Origin of the sequence: Rhodococcus sp. DN22 (genome assembly GCF_036669995.1) — a bacterium.
Lineage (GTDB): Bacteria > Actinomycetota > Actinomycetes > Mycobacteriales > Mycobacteriaceae > Rhodococcus_F > Rhodococcus_F erythropolis.
This window is the reverse complement of sequence record NZ_CP133326.1, coordinates 3972283-3988885: the sequence shown is the minus strand read 5'-3', so window position 1 is coordinate 3988885 and position 16603 is coordinate 3972283. Positions and strand designations below refer to the sequence as shown.

General features: G+C 63.5%; 16 protein-coding genes. 7 read left to right on the top strand and 9 right to left on the bottom strand.

Annotated features, from left to right (window positions below; all coding sequences use genetic code 11):
• The 9 genes from RA302_RS18180 to RA302_RS18140 form a co-directional block, all read right to left on the bottom strand.
• Positions 1 to 933 carry a D-isomer specific 2-hydroxyacid dehydrogenase family protein gene (locus tag RA302_RS18180; RefSeq protein ID WP_030536631.1) on the bottom strand — a complete coding sequence of 311 codons (933 nt, stop codon included), beginning with the start codon at positions 931 to 933 and terminating at the stop codon, positions 1 to 3.
• Between the two features lie 9 nt (positions 934 to 942).
• A complete protein-coding gene (locus RA302_RS18175; protein WP_003944463.1) occupies positions 943 to 1341 on the bottom strand; it encodes an ectoine synthase in 399 nt (132 codons plus the stop codon).
• 15 nt (positions 1342 to 1356) lie between these two features.
• On the bottom strand, positions 1357 to 2619 hold the full coding sequence (gene ectB, locus RA302_RS18170; RefSeq protein WP_007731008.1) for a diaminobutyrate--2-oxoglutarate transaminase: 1263 nt from the start codon (positions 2617 to 2619) through the stop codon (positions 1357 to 1359).
• A 48-nt stretch (positions 2620 to 2667) separates the two neighbouring features.
• Complete coding sequence (gene ectA / locus RA302_RS18165; RefSeq protein ID WP_003944572.1) at positions 2668 to 3183, bottom strand: diaminobutyrate acetyltransferase; 516 nt, start codon at positions 3181 to 3183, stop codon at positions 2668 to 2670.
• A gap of 160 nt (positions 3184 to 3343) precedes the next feature.
• Complete coding sequence (locus tag RA302_RS18160; RefSeq protein ID WP_030536630.1) at positions 3344 to 5443, bottom strand: DEAD/DEAH box helicase; 2100 nt, start codon at positions 5441 to 5443, stop codon at positions 3344 to 3346.
• Positions 5444 to 5482: 39 nt separating this feature from the next.
• Complete coding sequence (locus tag RA302_RS18155; protein ID WP_064113179.1) at positions 5483 to 6304, bottom strand: MerR family transcriptional regulator; 822 nt, start codon at positions 6302 to 6304, stop codon at positions 5483 to 5485.
• A 53-nt stretch (positions 6305 to 6357) separates the two neighbouring features.
• On the bottom strand, positions 6358 to 7239 hold the full coding sequence (locus tag RA302_RS18150; protein ID WP_064689239.1) for a ribokinase: 882 nt from the start codon (positions 7237 to 7239) through the stop codon (positions 6358 to 6360).
• Complete coding sequence (locus tag RA302_RS18145; protein WP_003944479.1) at positions 7236 to 8678, bottom strand: MFS transporter; 1443 nt, start codon at positions 8676 to 8678, stop codon at positions 7236 to 7238. The genes RA302_RS18150 and RA302_RS18145 overlap by 4 nt, the downstream gene beginning before the upstream one ends.
• A gap of 243 nt (positions 8679 to 8921) precedes the next feature.
• Positions 8922 to 10025: an NADH:flavin oxidoreductase/NADH oxidase gene (locus RA302_RS18140; RefSeq protein WP_070161359.1), complete on the bottom strand. Its 1104-nt coding sequence runs from the start codon at positions 10023 to 10025 to the stop codon at positions 8922 to 8924.
• Between the two features lie 195 nt (positions 10026 to 10220).
• On the opposite strand from RA302_RS18140, the gene RA302_RS18135 reads away from it, so the two are divergent.
• The 7 genes from RA302_RS18135 to octT are packed head-to-tail and all read left to right on the top strand — an operon-like array spanning position 10221 to position 16599.
• Entirely contained in the window at positions 10221 to 11507 is a 1287-nt protein-coding gene (locus tag RA302_RS18135) for a glutamate-5-semialdehyde dehydrogenase (protein ID WP_338477390.1), read from the top strand.
• Positions 11508 to 11547: 40 nt separating this feature from the next.
• Entirely contained in the window at positions 11548 to 12459 is a 912-nt protein-coding gene (locus RA302_RS18130) for a MoxR family ATPase (protein ID WP_003944506.1), read from the top strand.
• Positions 12460 to 12467: 8 nt separating this feature from the next.
• Complete coding sequence (locus tag RA302_RS18125) at positions 12468 to 13931, top strand: VWA domain-containing protein (RefSeq protein WP_007731020.1); 1464 nt, start codon at positions 12468 to 12470, stop codon at positions 13929 to 13931.
• 18 nt (positions 13932 to 13949) lie between these two features.
• Positions 13950 to 14666, top strand: coding sequence for a nicotinate-nucleotide adenylyltransferase (gene nadD, locus RA302_RS18120; RefSeq protein WP_003944462.1), 717 nt, complete (start codon positions 13950 to 13952; stop codon positions 14664 to 14666).
• 46 nt (positions 14667 to 14712) lie between these two features.
• Positions 14713 to 15159, top strand: coding sequence for a ribosome silencing factor (rsfS, locus tag RA302_RS18115; RefSeq protein ID WP_003944502.1), 447 nt, complete (start codon positions 14713 to 14715; stop codon positions 15157 to 15159).
• Entirely contained in the window at positions 15156 to 15830 is a 675-nt protein-coding gene (locus RA302_RS18110; protein ID WP_007731024.1) for a histidine phosphatase family protein, read from the top strand. Before rsfS ends, RA302_RS18110 begins: the two co-directional genes overlap by 4 nt.
• Complete coding sequence (gene octT / locus RA302_RS18105) at positions 15817 to 16599, top strand: diglucosylglycerate octanoyltransferase (RefSeq protein ID WP_042924057.1); 783 nt, start codon at positions 15817 to 15819, stop codon at positions 16597 to 16599. Before RA302_RS18110 ends, octT begins: the two co-directional genes overlap by 14 nt.
• Positions 16600 to 16603 lie beyond the last annotated feature (4 nt).

Sequence of the window (16603 nt, the reverse complement as noted above, 5' to 3'; positions counted from 1 at the left end):
TCAGTATCCGGCTACTGGGTCCACGAGGGCAGCCAGCGCCTCACCCTTCGCGAAGCGGGTCACGTTCTTGGAGACGTGATCCGCGAAGGCGGCGGGGCGAACGCCTGGCGGATTGGAATCGTGGGGTGTGATGATCGCATTCGTCAGATCCCACAGTGGGTGACCGTCCGGGAGGGGTTCGGGATCGGTGACGTCGAGACCGGCGCCGCCGATCTGTTCCGACTCGATGGCCTCGACCAGTGCGTCGGTGTCGACCAGTGATCCGCGCGCGACATTGATCACCCAGGAATGGGGTTGCATCGCCGCCAACTGCGCACGACCCACGAGGTGACGGGTGGCCGGGGTGGCGGGCGCAGCAATCACGAAGTGATCTGCGCGAGAATAGATTTCATCCATTCTGGATGCGGGGTACGTGGAGATCGCCCCGGGGACCGGGCTACCGGAACGATTGACTGCGATGCTGTCCGCCCCCTGCGCGGCCAGCATCGGAATCAGCGCGCGGCCGATACCGCCTGCGCCGATGATCGCAACCGTCGAGCCACGGAGGGTGCCGATCTTGGGAAAGAACTCGAACTGACGCCACGTTCGAGCCTCGATGTGTGCAGGCAAGTGACGAACTCCGGCCAAGAGAAGCATGAGTGCATGCTCGGCCACCGACGCCGAAAATGCACCGGCCGCCGAGGTCCACGTGATTTCTGTGTCCCTCGGAATCACACCGGAGTCGAACCAATCCTCGATTCCCGCCGACGGAAGCTGCACCCACCTGACCGACGCCGGTAACTCCGACGGAAAGGTCTCGGGTGAGCCCGCCCAGATCAGGGCGTCCGCAGTGTCGATCGGACTGATCAGACCGCCGCCCCGAAGCACCGCGCTGTCGAGCAGTGCATCGGGGACGGGGCCGATCGCTACGCGTGGAGAGGTGTCAGTCGCCATGACTAGACGCTACGCGGGGACCTCCACCAGTGGGTAGACACCGTTCTCGTCGTGCACCTCACGCCCGGTGACCGGCGGATTGAACACGCACAGCATGCGCATCTGCGTGTCCGGCTCGACGCGGTGACGCTCGTGGCCGTTGAGCAGGTACATCGACCCCGGTGCGAGATCGTATTCCTTGTTGTTGTCGAGGTCGATCAGCTTGCCGGTGCCCTCGACGAGCCAGACAGCCTCGACGTGGTTGGCGTAATGGAACTCGTTGACCGAACCCGCCTTGATGGTGGTCTCGTGGAACGAGAACCCGACGCGGTCGCCGCCGAGGACGATGCGCTTGCTGCGCCAGTTTCCGTCCTCACTCGTGATGTCGCGGTCGGTGTCGGTGATCTCGGTGGTGGTGCGAACGATCATGGGAGAGTCCTTCCTCTAGCTGCAGACCTTGAGTGTCGCCTCGGCCAGGATGGAGAGGCCGTGCTCGAGCTCGTCGTCGGTAATCGTCAGTGCGGGAAGCAGTTTCACAACCTGGTCGGAGGGTCCGGAGGTCTCGGCGAGCAATCCCTCGTCGAATGCCAACTGGCAGACCTTGCCGGCGCGCTCGGGCTGTTCGAAGACGAGGCCCTGAACCAAGCCACGCCCGCGGTGCGAGACCTCGCCGGGGAACTGATCGGAGAGGTTGGCGAAGCATTCGCTGATGCGTGCGCCCTTCTTCAACGTCGTCTTGGTGAGTGCGTCGTCGGACCAGTAGTGGTCGAGTGCCACCTTGGAGGTGACGAACGCCGGGTTGTTGCCGCGGAAGGTGCCGTTGTGCTCGCCCGGTCCCCAGACGTCGAGTTCACGCTTGAACAGCGTGAGCGCCATCGGCATTCCGTAGCCGCTGATCGACTTGGACAACGTGACGATGTCGGGAACGATTCCGGCCTCTTCGAAGGAGAAGAACGGGCCGGTACGGCCGCAACCCATCTGGACGTCGTCGACGATCAACAGGATTCCGCGATCCGAGCACAGTGTTGCCAGCGCCCGAAGCCATTCGGGGCGAGCGACATTGACGCCACCTTCACCCTGCACGGTTTCGACGATCACTGCCGCGGGGCGGTTGATTCCACTGCCGGAATCATCGAGAACGCGGGAGAACCACTGGAAGTCCTCGGTGACGCCGTCGAAGTAGTTGTCGAAGGGCATCGGTGTCGTGTGCACGAGGGGGACACCGGCGCCCGCGCGCTTCATCGAGTTACCGGTCACGGAGAGTGCACCAAGTGTCATTCCGTGAAATGCGTTGGTGAAGTTGATGACTGCCGAACGTCCGGTGACCTTGCGGGCCAGCTTCAGTGCAGCCTCGACGGTGTTCGATCCGGTCGGGCCGGGGAACTGGACCTTGTAGTCCAGGCCGCGCGGCTCGAGGATGTTGCGCTGAAAGGTCTCGAGGAATTCGCGTTTGGCGACTGTCGACATGTCGAGGCCGTGCGTGATGCCGTCGCTCATGATGTAGTCGACCAGTGCGGACTTGAGCACCGGGTTGTTGTGGCCGTAGTTGAGGGCGCCGGCACCGGCGAAGAAATCGAGGTAGTCGCGTCCGTTCTCGTCACGAATCCAGGATCCGGATGCGCTGGTGAACACTGCGGGCCAGTCACGGCAGTAGCTGCGAACCTCGGACTCGAGGGTTTCAAAAATGCTTGCTTCGTTGATATTCATATCTTCTTTGTTCCTCCGGGGCATGCTGTATGCCGAGCGCGAAGTGCGCTAGGCGCCGATCGTGTAAAGATCTTCGGCTTCGTGTCCATCGGGAAAATCGTTGGGCGAGAACAAGGTCTGCCTGGTTATCGGTACTTCGCGCCGACGTGCGAGCGCGGTGAAGAGTGCGATCGAAGCCTCGTTGTCGGGGCTGATCGTCGTCTCCAGATGTGTAACACCCAGCGGGGCAGTGCGATCCATCAAGTCGGACAGCATGCGGGCAGCAATTGCCTTGCCGCGCTGGTCTTCGTCGACCGCCACTTGCCACACGAACAGGGTTTCCTGAGCGCTGGGACGGGTATAACCGGAAACGAATCCGACTACGCGGCCGTCTACCTCCGCGACGATGGACGTCGCGCTGAAATCCCTGCACCACAACAGGTATGCATAACTCGAATTGAGGTCGAGCACCTTCGAATCACGTGCGATCTCCCAGAGCCGGACTCCGTCATCGATCTGTGGGCTTCTGAACAACACCGCGTCCGGCGCGGTGGTCGGGATAGCTCTCGTATCAACAGGCTTCATCGGTCATCTGAACGTAACAATCATTGCTGGCGAAGTCATGCAGATGTCCGTTTCGGGCCGTGTGGAACCCGTTGCGCCCCAGGTGAGGACATGAATGTGATGGTGCTCACATTATGTAACTTTTGCCGTTGTCCGAGCGACTATTTCGGGCAAAAAATCGCTATTTCGGGCTCGCGAGTGCCAACGGAAGTACCGAGTGCGCACCAGCCTGTCGAAGTGCGCGCGCGGCCATCGTGAAAGTCCAACCGGTATCAGCGATTGCGTCGACAAGAAGTATTGGTCCCTGGTGGATACTCATGTCCGGGACTTCCCAAACATCGACCAGTCCGGACACGCGATAGGCGGAGTTCGCTGCCGACACCGGAGGGTGGTCGGGCCGCAAGCGAAGGGTGCCCAGGTCGGTCAATCGCCCGACCTCGGCCAACTTGGCAGCCAGGCTCGACACCAACAAAGGATGCGTCGTGGATTCGAGGGCCATGACACCGGTGGGTCGCTCGGCCCAATTCCAGGCGGCCAGAACGCTGATACACGCGCTGACCACCGCATCGGGTACCTCGGCGTCGGGACCGTCGAAAAGCGCGCGGAGACGTTGACCCCAGCCCAGGTCCGACATCCGTCCGAGAATGCGCCCGGTTTCGGGCCCCTCGGTGATCTTCCCGGACAGCTTGACGCCCAGCTTGCTCAGGCCGGTCGGCCACATCTTGCGCGGCTCCAGGTCGAATCCGGGGCGCTGCAAGCGCGCCCGAGTCTCGTCGAGGGCGGCGGTGTCGACAGTGGTGTCGTAGCGATTGCCTGTGCAGTTGTCACAGCGACCGCACTGTGAGTTCTCCGAGGTCAGACCAGGATCGTCGAGTTGTTCACGCAGGAAGGTCATTCGACACGTCGTGATGCTCTGGTACTCGACCATTGCGGCCTGCTCGGCCTGGCGAGCGTCGTCGAGTCGGCCGTAGCGCTCGGCGTCGTACACCCAGGGTTCGCCGGTGCTGATCCACCCGCCCTTGACGCGTTTGACCGCGCCGTCGACGTCGAGGACTTTGAGGACCATCTCGAGACGCGTGCGATTGAGCTCCACCAGAGGTTCGAGTGCCGGTGTCGACGTGGCCTTTTCGGTGTCGAGGTGTTCGATGACGCTGCGGACCAGGTGCTCGCGGGGGAAGGCGACCGAGGCGAAGTAACTCCAGATCTGCTTGTCCTCGGCGCCAGGCAGGAGGATCACGTCTGCCCTGTCGGTGGAACGACCGGCGCGGCCCACCTGCTGGTAGTACGAGATCGGCGACGACGGTGCGCCGAGGTGGACGACGAACCCGAGATCAGGCTTGTCGAAGCCCATCCCGAGTGCCGAGGTGGCCACCAGAGCCTTGACGCGATTACCCAACAAGTCCTGCTCGAGAGATTCACGTTCAGTGGGATCGGTCTGGCCCGTGTAGGCGGCGACGGTATGGCCGCGCTCGGAGAGCAGGCTTGCGAGGTCGCGCGCGGCCGAAACCGTCAGCGTGTAGATGATGCCCGAACCCGGCAGCGTCTCGAGCATGTCGGCAAGCCAGGCAGCGCGCGCCGTCGCCTCCGGAATGTGGACTACAGAGAGGTGAAGCGATTCGCGTTCGAGCCCGCCGCGAAGGACGAGGGTTTCCTCACCGCCGACGCCGAGTTGGGCGGACACGTCCTCGACGACGCGGTTGTTGGCCGTCGCCGTGGTTGCGAGGACGGGAATGCCCTCGCCGAGTTCGGCGATCAAGGTCCTGATGCGGCGGTAGTCGGGACGGAAGTCGTGGCCCCAGTCGGAAACGCAGTGAGCCTCGTCGACTACGACCAGGCCGGCATCAGCTGCCAGGGCCGGGAGCACCTGATCGCGGAAGTCAGGGTTGTTCAGGCGCTCGGGGCTGACCAGAAGGACGTCGAGATCATTGGCTGCGACGCGGGCATGGATGTCGTCCCATTCGGTGACGTTGCCCGAATTGATGGTTGCGGCGCGCACTCCGGCACGTTCGGCAGAACTGACCTGGTTTCGCATCAGGGCCAACAACGGAGAGACGATGACGGTGGGGCCGTGGCCCGTTGCCCGGAGCAGCTTCGCCGAGATGAAGTAGACCGCAGATTTGCCCCAGCCGGTCCGCTGTACGACGAGCGCGCGTTTGCGCTGCACCACCAGCGCCTCGATGGCCGTCCACTGGTCCTCGCGTAGGCGGGCATCCGGCCCCGCGAGTTCGCGGAGCAGCCGCTCGGCTTCGTCGCGCATGGCTGGGGCAGTGGCGGTGGTCATGGACCCCATGGTGCACGACCCTGCCGACACGTGCGGGCTTCAGGCCTTGGCAACAGGTTCCTGCAGTTCGGTGACCCAGCCGTCGACATCCTCCGGGCACGCCAGCGTCACCTCACGGCTGGGGCCGGCATTGAGGTATCCCGCTGCGTCGATCCATTGGGCCAACGCCTGATAAGCGGGCAGGCAGTTGTCCATCGAACCCTTGTGCAGCAGCGAGGCCACGTGCTCTTCGGCCCGCAGGTCCACCACAGCGAACTCGTAGTCGCCATCGGGATTCGCGTCTACCGGTAGCGCCGCATGGACGACGACGTTCTCGTCGTCACCGGCATCCTCGTAGTAAGCGACAGCGGGTCCGATCGCGGCGATACCGGCACGATCCAAACCGGTACAAAGGCGCTCGTACAACCCGCGAACCACCGGGCCGATCGACGACGGATCCATCGTCTTGGCGGTACCGGTCAACTCCGCGACCCGCAGCGCCGGAACTGACTTGATCACAACCTCGTATGCGGACATCTGTCCCTCACTTTCGATGATCCGTAGGCGCGCCTGTACATGCGCCAGTCGCGCGGTGTCTTCCTGGATTCGGGTTTCGAGTTCTGCTCGGCGAAGCGTGAGCATCCCGCGGATCTCGTCGACGGTGACCGCCGACTCCACCACTTGCTGGACCTGGGCCAGAGTCAGGCCCAACTCCTTGAGAGCGACGATGCGGTTGAGCAGCGCCAACTGGCCCGCGGTGTACGAGCGATACCCGGTGGATGCGTCGACCCTCGCGGGTCTGAGCAGACCGATGGCGTCGTAGTGGCGGAGCATGCGCACCGACACACGACCTGCTCTCGCGAAGTCTCCGATGCTCAACATCCTTGCTCGCCCCGTTTCTCTCTCACAAACCCGATACCTACAGGTTTACGACCTCACACGGTGTCAGAGTCAAGCTGTCGGTTCAGGACTTTTTCGATCGCAGCGCGAGTGGGTGACGACACAGACGCGCCGCGGACCGTCGTCGCCAGACTTCCCGCCGTGGCAGCGAACTGCAGGGCGCGGTCCTGGCCCTGCACCCACTCCACGGCGAAGGCGCCGGTGAAAGCATCGCCTGCGCCAGTTGTATCCACGGGTGTCACGGCCGGGGAGTCGGCGTGGATTGTCTCCTCGCCCGACCGGAGATCCGCGCCGCCGGCCCCGAGCGTCGTGACGAGGTATCGGACGCGACCGGTGACCGCGGACAACTGCTCCGACTCGGTCTGGTTGACGATCAGGATGTCGACAGACTCGATCAGGGCGCCCGGAAGGTCTTGTACCGGTGAAGGATTGAGGATGACAGTTGTTCCGTTGGCGCGCGCGTGCCGGGCCGCTGTGGTGACCGTGTCGAGGGGTATTTCGAGTTGGCACAGGAGAACGTCGGCGTGTGCGATCGCGTCGAGGTCTACTTCGGACAACGAGGTGACCGAGGAATTGGCGCCCGGGACGACGATGATGTTGTTCTCCGCGTCCTCGCTCACGGTGATGGCGGCAACGCCGCTCGGGCCGTCGACACTACGAAGCAACGCGGTGTCGACCCCGGCGTCTTGCAGGGTCTCGCGCAATTGGGTGCCGAAACCGTCGTCGCCGACCGCGCCGACGAACGACACGTCCCCACCGGCCTTCGCGGCGGCGATGGCCTGGTTGCTGCCTTTGCCTCCCGCCGCGGTGGCAAAGGCAGTGCCGAGCAGCGTTTCTCCCGGAGCTGGGAATCTGGACACTGACGTGGTCAGATCCATGTTGATACTGCCGACGACGACGATTCGAGGCGTGCTCATACCTCGAGGTTATCGGCCTTCATTCTCTTTCGACGAACCTTGCGGATGATCCGACGTGCTTCCTCGTCGGTGGCGACGGAGGGCGGAGAGCCGTCGAGTGGCTTGCGTGCGGTCTCGGGGATCATCAGGACTGCGATACCGCCGATCACGGCGGCGATCATCATGTACATCGGTGCGACCAAGTTGCTGCCCGTTGCACTTTCGAGGGCGGTGAGCACCAGGGGAGTGGTCCCGCCGAAGATGGAGACCGCGAGGTTGTATCCGATTGCCAAGCCGCCGTACCTGATTCCGGTCGGAAAGAGTGCGGGAAGCACGGACGGGAACACACCGACGAACAGCAGGAGCAAGCCGCCGAGAATTGCGAGTCCCAGGAAGACCGTCACGTAGTTGCCGACGCCGATCAGAAGGTAGGCAGGCAGGGACAGGACGAAGAATCCGATGAAACCGCTGAGCAGCAAGGGTTTACGCCCGACGCGGTCCGAGAACTTTCCGACGTAGCTGATTCCCATCATCATCACGATCATGACGATGATCATCAGAACGAGTCCGTGGGATTCGTCGTAACCCAACGTGTTGGTCAGATACGTCGGCATGTAGCTGAGCAGGCCGTAGTGAGCGATGTTGTACGTGGCCACCAGGACGATGCACAGAACAAGCGGACGCCAGTTGTCGACGAGAGTTTCGCGTAGTTTCTTGCCTGTGGATTCATCTGCGAGGGAGCGCTCTTCGGCCTGCTCCATCATCTGGAATGCGGGAGTTTCCTCCAAACGTAGACGGAGGTACAGGCCGATGAGACCCAGAGGTCCGGCAATGAGAAAGGGGATGCGCCAGCCCCACTGGAGTAGGTCCTCGGCACTGACGACGGTCTGGATGATCGTCACGATGCCCGCTGCCGCCACATATCCTGCCAGAGTCCCGAATTCGAGGAAGCTGGCGAAGAAACCGCGGCGCTTGTCCGGTGCGTATTCGGCGACGAACGTACTGGCTCCGCCGTATTCGCCGCCGGTGGAAAAGCCCTGCAGTAGGCGTAGGAGTACCAGCAGGATCGGGGCGGCGATACCGATGGATTCGTAGCTCGGGATGAGGCCGATGGCGAAGGTGCTGCCCGCCATCAGAATGATGGTGGTGGCCAGGACTTTCTTGCGTCCGATGCGGTCACCGAGTGGACCGAAGAACAATCCGCCGAGAGGGCGGACGATGAAGGCTGCCGCAAAAATTGCAAAGGTAGAGAGGAGTTGAGCGCTGCCGCTCGCGTCCGGGAAGAACACTTTTCCTATAGTGGTAGCTAGATATGCGTAAACGCCGAAATCGAACCACTCCATGGCATTTCCGAGCATCGTTGCCTTGACAGCGCGCTTGACGGACGCATTGTCGGTGACGCAGACATCGGGTGATTCGGCCACTTCGAGAGCGCTGATCGAGTTCTCTGGTGTAGTCATGACATGCGCTCCCCAGCGCAATCATCGAACCGAGCGGGGCACGTACCTGATGCACGCATCTTTTCGTTGCCCACTCGCCGATGAGCCGGTCGGGAAATCGAGCGTCCGCGTGCCCTGTGGCTCGTTGCGACCCCCGTCGCACGGCTCTGGCCCGCGGCAGTGTCCGGAGCCCTCAGGGCTCCGGACTACCGGCAAGTAAGACGCTTACGCTATCAAAGTTGTGCGCGGGAGCCGATTTTCGGGCTAGAAGGCGCGGGCGTACTGCGACGGTATATGCGGTCCTACCTCGGCGTTCAGTTCACGGGCCGCCCGGCGCGCCCAGTAGGGATCACGCAACAGTTCGCGGCCGAGGAGCACCGCCACTGCGCTTCCGTCTTCGACGATCTTCTCGGCCTGTTCGGGTTCGGTGATGAGGCCGACGGCGGCGGCCGGTAGCAGGCTCTCGTTCTGCAGGCGACGGGCGAACGGAACCTGGTATCCCGGCTCCACCGGAATCTTGGCTGCCGGTGAATTACCGCCGGTGGACACGTCGACGAGATCGACGCCGTAGTCGGAGAGGATGTTGGCGAGGGCTACGGTCTGATCCGCGGTCCAGCTGTCGACGTCGAGCCCACGTTCTTCCGTGAGCCAATCGGTCGCCGAGACCCGGACGAAGAGCGGTAGCTCGGCCGGCCACACCTCGCGGACTGCGCTCAGGATTTCGAGGAGCAACCGGATGCGGTTCTCGAAGCTGCCGCCGTAGCGGTCGGTCCGCTTGTTGCTCTCGGGGGAGAGGAACTGATGGATCAGGTATCCGTGGGCCGCGTGAATTTCCACGACCTTGAATTCGGCCTTCAGTGCGCGGGTGGCCGCCGCTGCAAAGTCTGCGACGACCTTCTCGATGCCTTCCGTGGTGAGCTCGACCGGATCGGCAAGGTGACCGAACGGAACCGCGCTCGGGGCAACCGTCTGCCACGAGAGTCGGTCGTCGGCGGGCAGGCTCTTGCCTCCGCGCCACGGAACCTGCGTCGACGCTTTGCGTCCGGCGTGGGCCAGCTGAATTCCGGGCACTGCGCCGAAGTACGCGAGTTGCGCGTTGATCTCGGCGAAAGCTTGCGCCTGCGTGTCGTTCCAGATCCCCAGATCAGCTGCCGATATGCGGCCTTCGGGATTGACGGCCGTCGCCTCGGTGAGAATCAGGCCGGTGCCGCCGATTGCACGGCTCACCAGATGCGTGCGATGCCACTCGTTGGGCACTCCGACCTGGTCGCCGATGACGTCAGCGGAGTACTGGCACATCGGTGCCATCCAGACGCGGTTCGGGATGGTGACGCCGCGCAGGGTCAAAGGCTCGAACAACACACTCACGGATGGCTCCTGACTCGAAGAAGAAGGTCGGTGGGTGCAACAGTGTCGCGCGCCGGAATTGTTCCCCGGCGGTCCGCCGAAATGTCCGCAGGCGGTCCGCCGAAATGTTCGCAGGCGGTCCGCCGGAATGGTCCCGGGTGGTCACAGCCTCGTTCCGCCGAGCAGGCCGTCACGGTGGGTGGTTAATGTGTATTCATGACCGCTGTGACTTCCAACGCAGAAACCGTCGACTCGAACGCGTCCGACACCAAGTCCGTCGTGCACGACGCCGCACGCCGAGCCCGTAAGGCTTCGCGCGTCCTGGCTCTGCTGACCACCGCGCAGAAGGATGCTGCGCTCAACGCCGCAGCCGACGCGGTACTCGCGGCAAGTGATCGGATTCTCGCGGCCAACGCTCTCGATATCGACGCCGCGAAGGCGGGCGGCACCGAGGAATCGCTGCTCGACCGTCTTCGTCTGACCGCTGACCGGATCGAGGGCATCGCGTCGGGTTTGCGTCAGGTTGCCGGACTACCCGATCCGATCGGTGAAGTGCTTCGTGGATCCACTCTGCCGAACGGTTTGGAACTACGTCAGCAGCGCGTTCCGCTCGGTGTCGTCGGCATGGTCTACGAGGCTCGCCCCAATGTTACCGTCGACGCTTTCGGGCTGACTCTCAAGTCGGGAAATGCTGCGCTGCTTCGTGGTTCGTCCTCGGCAGTCAAGTCCAACGAAGCGTTGGTGGAGGCGCTACGCGCGTCGTTGGTTGCTCAGGGGCTCCCCGAGGACTCCGTTCAACTTCTGCCGAGTGCGGATCGTTCGACGGTCACGCACCTCATCCAGGCCCGCGGCCTCGTCGATGTAGTCATCCCGCGCGGCGGTGCCGGCTTGATCAGCGCCGTCGTGCGTGATGCCACCGTGCCCACCATCGAGACCGGTGTCGGTAACTGCCACGTCTATGTTCACTCGGCCGCCGATCTACTGATGGCCGAGAAGATTCTTCTCAACTCCAAAACCCGTCGGCCCAGTGTCTGCAATACAGCCGAAACCGTCCTGGTCGACGCTGCGATCGCCGAGACTGCCGTGCCGAAGCTGCTCCAAGCGCTCCAGATGCACGACGTCGTCGTGCACGGTGATCTGCCGGGACTGGTTCCCGCGACCGAGGACGACTGGTCGAAGGAATACCTCACCCTCGACGTCGCCCTCAAGGTCGTCAAGGACCTGGACGCTGCCGTCGAGCACATCGACCAGTACGGGACCGGCCACACCGAAGCCATCGTGACGTCCGATCTCTCGGCTGCCCGCGAGTTCACCGCTCGAGTCGACGCTGCGGCAGTGATGGTCAATGCGTCGACTGCCTTCACCGACGGTGAGCAGTTCGGGTTCGGCGCCGAGATCGGCATCTCCACCCAGAAACTGCACGCGCGTGGCCCCATGGGGCTACCGGAACTGACGTCCACCAAGTGGATCGTCTGGGGCGACGGGCATACCCGACCCGCCTGAAAAGTTCACCAGACTTGCCCCACCTCTCAAGGAGTTAACCGTGGACCGAGCACTTCCCGACACGACGCCGTTCTTCTCGACCGTCGACGACGTGATCGAACGGCTGGCCGAAACTGGCTATCTGTCCGACAAGGCCACCGCGACGGCAGTCTTCCTGGCCGATCGTCTGGGCAAGCCGCTGCTCATCGAGGGCCCGGCCGGTGTCGGAAAGACGGAACTCGCCCGCGCAGTCGCCCAGACCACGGGCGCAGAACTGGTGCGTCTGCAGTGCTACGAGGGCGTCGACGAGGCTCGTGCGCTGTACGAGTGGAACCACGCGAAGCAGATTCTTCGGATTCAGTCGGGCGGGGCGAGCGGAGCGAGGGGTGATGTCGCGGTCGACCACAGCTGGGATTCGACGAAGGCGGATGTGTTCTCGGAGGAGTTCCTGCTCGCTCGTCCACTGCTCAAGGCCATTCGCCGCGAGGACCCGACGGTGCTGTTGATCGACGAGACGGACAAGGCCGACGTCGAGATCGAAGGTCTGCTCCTCGAAGTGCTCAGCGACTTCGCGGTCACGATCCCCGAGCTCGGAACCATTACCGCCACCCGCAAGCCGTTCACGGTGTTGACCTCGAATGCCACTCGCGAACTCTCGGAGGCTCTGAAGCGTCGTTGCCTCTTCCTGCATCTCGACTTCCCGGACGCCGACCTCGAGCGTCGCATCCTCGCAAGCCGCGTGCCGGAGCTTCCTGAAGCGATTGCCGAGCAGCTGGTCAACACCATTCGTGTTCTTCGCGGAATGCAGCTCAAGAAGGTCCCTTCGGTATCCGAGACCATCGACTGGGGACGCACCCTTCTTGCTCTGGGCATGGACACTCTCGACGACGATGCCGTTCGCGCCACGCTCGGCGTGATCCTCAAGCACCAGTCGGACCAGGTGCGTGCCGCCGCTGAACTTCGGCTGAACTGAGGTCTGACATGGCTCCCGCAGCATCGACGTCGCCGCTCTCACCTGGCGGCCTGGCAGCGCCGCACGGGATTCCCGGTCACCTCGTCGATTTTGTCGAGGCTTTGCGACGACGCGGAATCATGGTCGGCCCGTCCGAGACAGTCGACGCCGGTCAGGTCATGTCTGTTCTCGACCTGCTCGATCGTGAAGCGCTTCGTGAAGGGCTGGCATGCTCGCTCCTGCGCAGGCCGACCCACCGGGCGACGTTCGACGCCGTCTTCGACCTGTGGTTCCCCAAGGCGATCGGTGACCGTGCGGTCGGCGACGTCGACGTCACACTGCCGCGCAAGCCAGACGGCTCGATCGACCTGCAGGCATTGCGTGAGCTGATCGCCGAACTGCTGACAGACGGCAGTGACGAGGCGATGGAGATGACCGAACTCCTGACCGCCGCGATGGTCGAGGAACTCGGGCAGTACCAGTCGAGCAACGGCCCGTCGTTCTCCGCCTATCAGGCGCTGCGTGACGTCGCCCCGGAGACGTTGCTCAACAAGATCCTGCAGGGCCTGCTCGGCAACCAGGAGGGTTCCGGGTCAGAGGGCAAGGACAACTCCGACTACCAGTCCGAGGTCGCCAAGCGCACGGCAGCGCAGCGCATCGCGGACTTCCGCAAGATGGTCGAGAAGGAAACGCGTCGACGCACAGCCGAGAATTTGGGCAAGGAGCGGGTCGCCACGTACGGCGTTCCGAAACTCGCCGAGGAAGTCGACTTCTTGCGAGCGTCCGATGCCGAACTCACCACGCTGAAGAAGAACGTCGCACCCCTGGCTCGCTTGTTGGCCAGTCGTCTCGCCGTGCGTCGTAGCCGATCTCGCGCGGGTTCGATCGACCTACGTCGTACGTTGCGCAAGTCCATGTCGACGGGCGGAGTGCCGATCGATCTGGTGCAGCGCAAGCCGAAGCGGGCGCGGCCCGAACTTGTGGTGATGTGCGACGTGTCCGGCTCGGTGGCGGGGTTCAGCCATTTCACTCTGCTGCTCGTGAACGCTTTGCGTGAGCAGTTCTCGCGCGTGCGGGTGTTCGCGTTCATCGACACGACCGACGAGGTCACGCGGTTCTTCGACTCGAACGCAGACCTCGGATCAGCGATGTCACGGATGGTGCGTGAGGCCGAACTGATCACCTACGACGGCCACTCAGACTACGGACACGCCTTCGGAGTGTTCCAGGAGAAGTTCGCGCAGTCGATCACCAGTCGCACGTCGCTACTGGTACTCGGCGACGGTCGCAACAACTACCGCGATCCCAACCTTCAGTCGCTGTCGCAGATGGTGGCAGTAGCCAAGCACGCGCACTGGCTCAACCCCGAGCCGAAGGGGCAATGGGGAACGGGTGACTCCGCGGCGAAGGTCTACAACGAGGTCATCAGCATGCACGAGTGCCGCTCGGCCCAGCAGCTTGCCGACGTCGTGTCCCGTCTGCTGCCGGTCTGACCCGTAAGCTCGACACTCGTGCAGAAGGGACTATCGGTGGAACGTGCTCGACGCCTAGGAGTGATGGGTGGCACCTTCGACCCCATTCACCATGGCCACCTCGTTGCGGCCAGTGAGGTCGCCGACCGGTTCGGACTCGACGAAGTGATCTTCGTCCCCACCGGGCGGCCCTGGCAGAAGCAGGGGAAGGGCGTCAGTCCTGCCGAGGACCGGTACCTCATGACGGTCATCGCCACCGCCTCCAACCCGCGGTTTTCCGTCTCTCGGGTCGACGTCGACCGTGAAAAAGTGACGTACACCGTGGACACGCTGCGAGACCTCCGGGCCTACCACCCTGACGCCGAACTCTTCTTCATCACCGGTGCCGATGCGCTGGCCAGCATCCTTTCCTGGCAAGATTGGGAAGAGTTGTTCGCATTGGCGAAGTTCGTCGGGGTATCGCGACCGGGTTTCGATCTCAATGCAGAGCACCTGGCCGGTCACCTCGACACCATGCCCGCCGACGCGGTCACGTTGATAGAGATTCCGGCACTTGCCATTTCGTCGACCGAATGTCGGCGTCGGGCAAGTGAAGACCGCCCCGTCTGGTACCTGGTGCCGGACGGAGTGGTGCAGTACATCTCGAAGCGGAACCTGTATCGACCTGTCGACGCGGAGCGCCGCGACGGAGCTACAACGATGTCGGAGCCCGCACCGGGGAAGTCGGAAGCCGTCCCGGGCGCCGAATCGAGCTAGCCGAGAACAACAAGTACTTTCTGAAGACGAAACTGGAGAACATCGAGTGAGCGCAAACACCGAAGCCATCGACATGGCACGCATCGCGGCCTTGGCAGCCGACGAGAAGCTGGCCACCGAAGTGGTGGTGCTCGATGTGTCCGAACAGCTGGTCATCACGGACTGCTTCGTCATCGCATCTGCGACGAACGAGCGTCAGGTCAACTCGATTGTCGAGAACATCGAAGACCGTCTCCGCGAAGCGGGACACAAGCCGGTCCGCCGTGAAGGCACCCGCGAGGGCCGCTGGGCACTGCTCGACTACGCCGACATCGTCGTCCACGTCCAGCATGACGAGGAGCGCAACTTCTACGCTCTCGATCGTCTGTGGAAGGACTGCCCGACGGTCGAGGTCGAAGGCCTCGGACAGAACCGTCCCGGCCCCGCCGACGCCAACACGGTGTTCGAGACCGACACGGTTTCCGAGCCGGACGCGCAGGATCCCTCGCTGTGACTTCGTCGGCGCCCAGTGCGGCGTCGAACCCTGTCCGCCGGCTCATCCTGCTGCGTCACGGACAGACCGAATACAACGCCGACTCTCGGATGCAGGGGCAACTCGACACCGACCTGTCGGAGTTGGGACGCACGCAGGCCAAGAGTGCAGGTCCGGTGATCGCCGATCGCAGGCCGTTGACGATCGTGTCCTCGGATCTGCGTCGGGCGTACTTCACGGCCGTCGCAGTCGGTGATGCCGCCGGACTTCCGGTCCTCACCGACATGCGTCTGCGTGAGACACACCTGGGGGAATGGCAGGGCCTGACTCATCATGACGTCGACGAGCGCACTCCCGGTGTGCGATCTGCGTGGCGAGCGGATGCCACGTTGGCGCCGCCCGGCGGCGAAAGCCGAATCGACGTCGCGAATCGCAGCCTCCCCGTAGTTCACGAATTGCTCGACACGCACCCGGACTGGGCCGAGCGGCCCGTGGTTCTGGTGGCGCACGGAGGCTTGATCGCGGCACTGACAGCGGCATTGCTCGACCTACCCATCGATCGCTGGGCCGTCCTCGGCGGATTGGGAAACACCAGTTGGGTGCAACTCAGTGGACATGGTGACGTCAAGTCGATCGAGTGGCGACTCGACGTATGGAATGCTTCTGCGAGTGTCGCAAATGACGTCCTCTGAAAGTGCCGACGGGCAGCGCCCCGTCCTCCTCGTACTCGCGGATTCGCTGTCGTATTTCGGCCCCAAAGGCGGCCTCGCGGCAGATCATCCACGCATCTGGCCCAACATCGTGGCCGACGAACTCGGCTGGGACGTCGAGTTGGTCGCCCGTATCGGATGGACGTGTCGCGACGCGTGGTGGGCACTGACTCAGGATCCTCGTGTGTGGGCGGCGGTGCCGCGGGCCGGCGCCGTCGTGTTCGCGGTCGGCGGGATGGACTCGCTGCCGTCCCCATTGCCTACCGCGCTCCGCGAGACCATCCGCTACGTTCGGCCACCCGCGCTTCGACGCGTGGTGCGCGAGGGTTATCAGTGGCTGCAGCCGCGGCTTGCACCTCTGGGCCGCCCGGTCGCACTTCCGCCCAAGCTGAGCGTCGAGTATCTGGAAAGCTCGCGAAATGCGTTGGAGTACATGCGGCCCGAACTGCCGATGATCGCGACCCTGCCGTCGGTGCACCGCAGTGATGCCTACGCCAGCGTGCATGCCGGACGACCTGCCGCGGTGTCCGCGATCACCGAGTGGGCTACGGAGAAAGACGTTCCCGTAGTCGACCTTGCAGATGCAGTGCGTGACAACGTCTTTTCCGAGAACGGCAATCCTGACGGCATTCACTGGGGTTGGGACGGTCACCTCGGCGTAGCCCGCGCGATGATCGCTGCGATTCGCGGGGTCGAGGCGCAGAAAGTGGTTTCGCCGGAACTGGTAGCACCGCCGAGCGAAGTCGGGTAGCAGA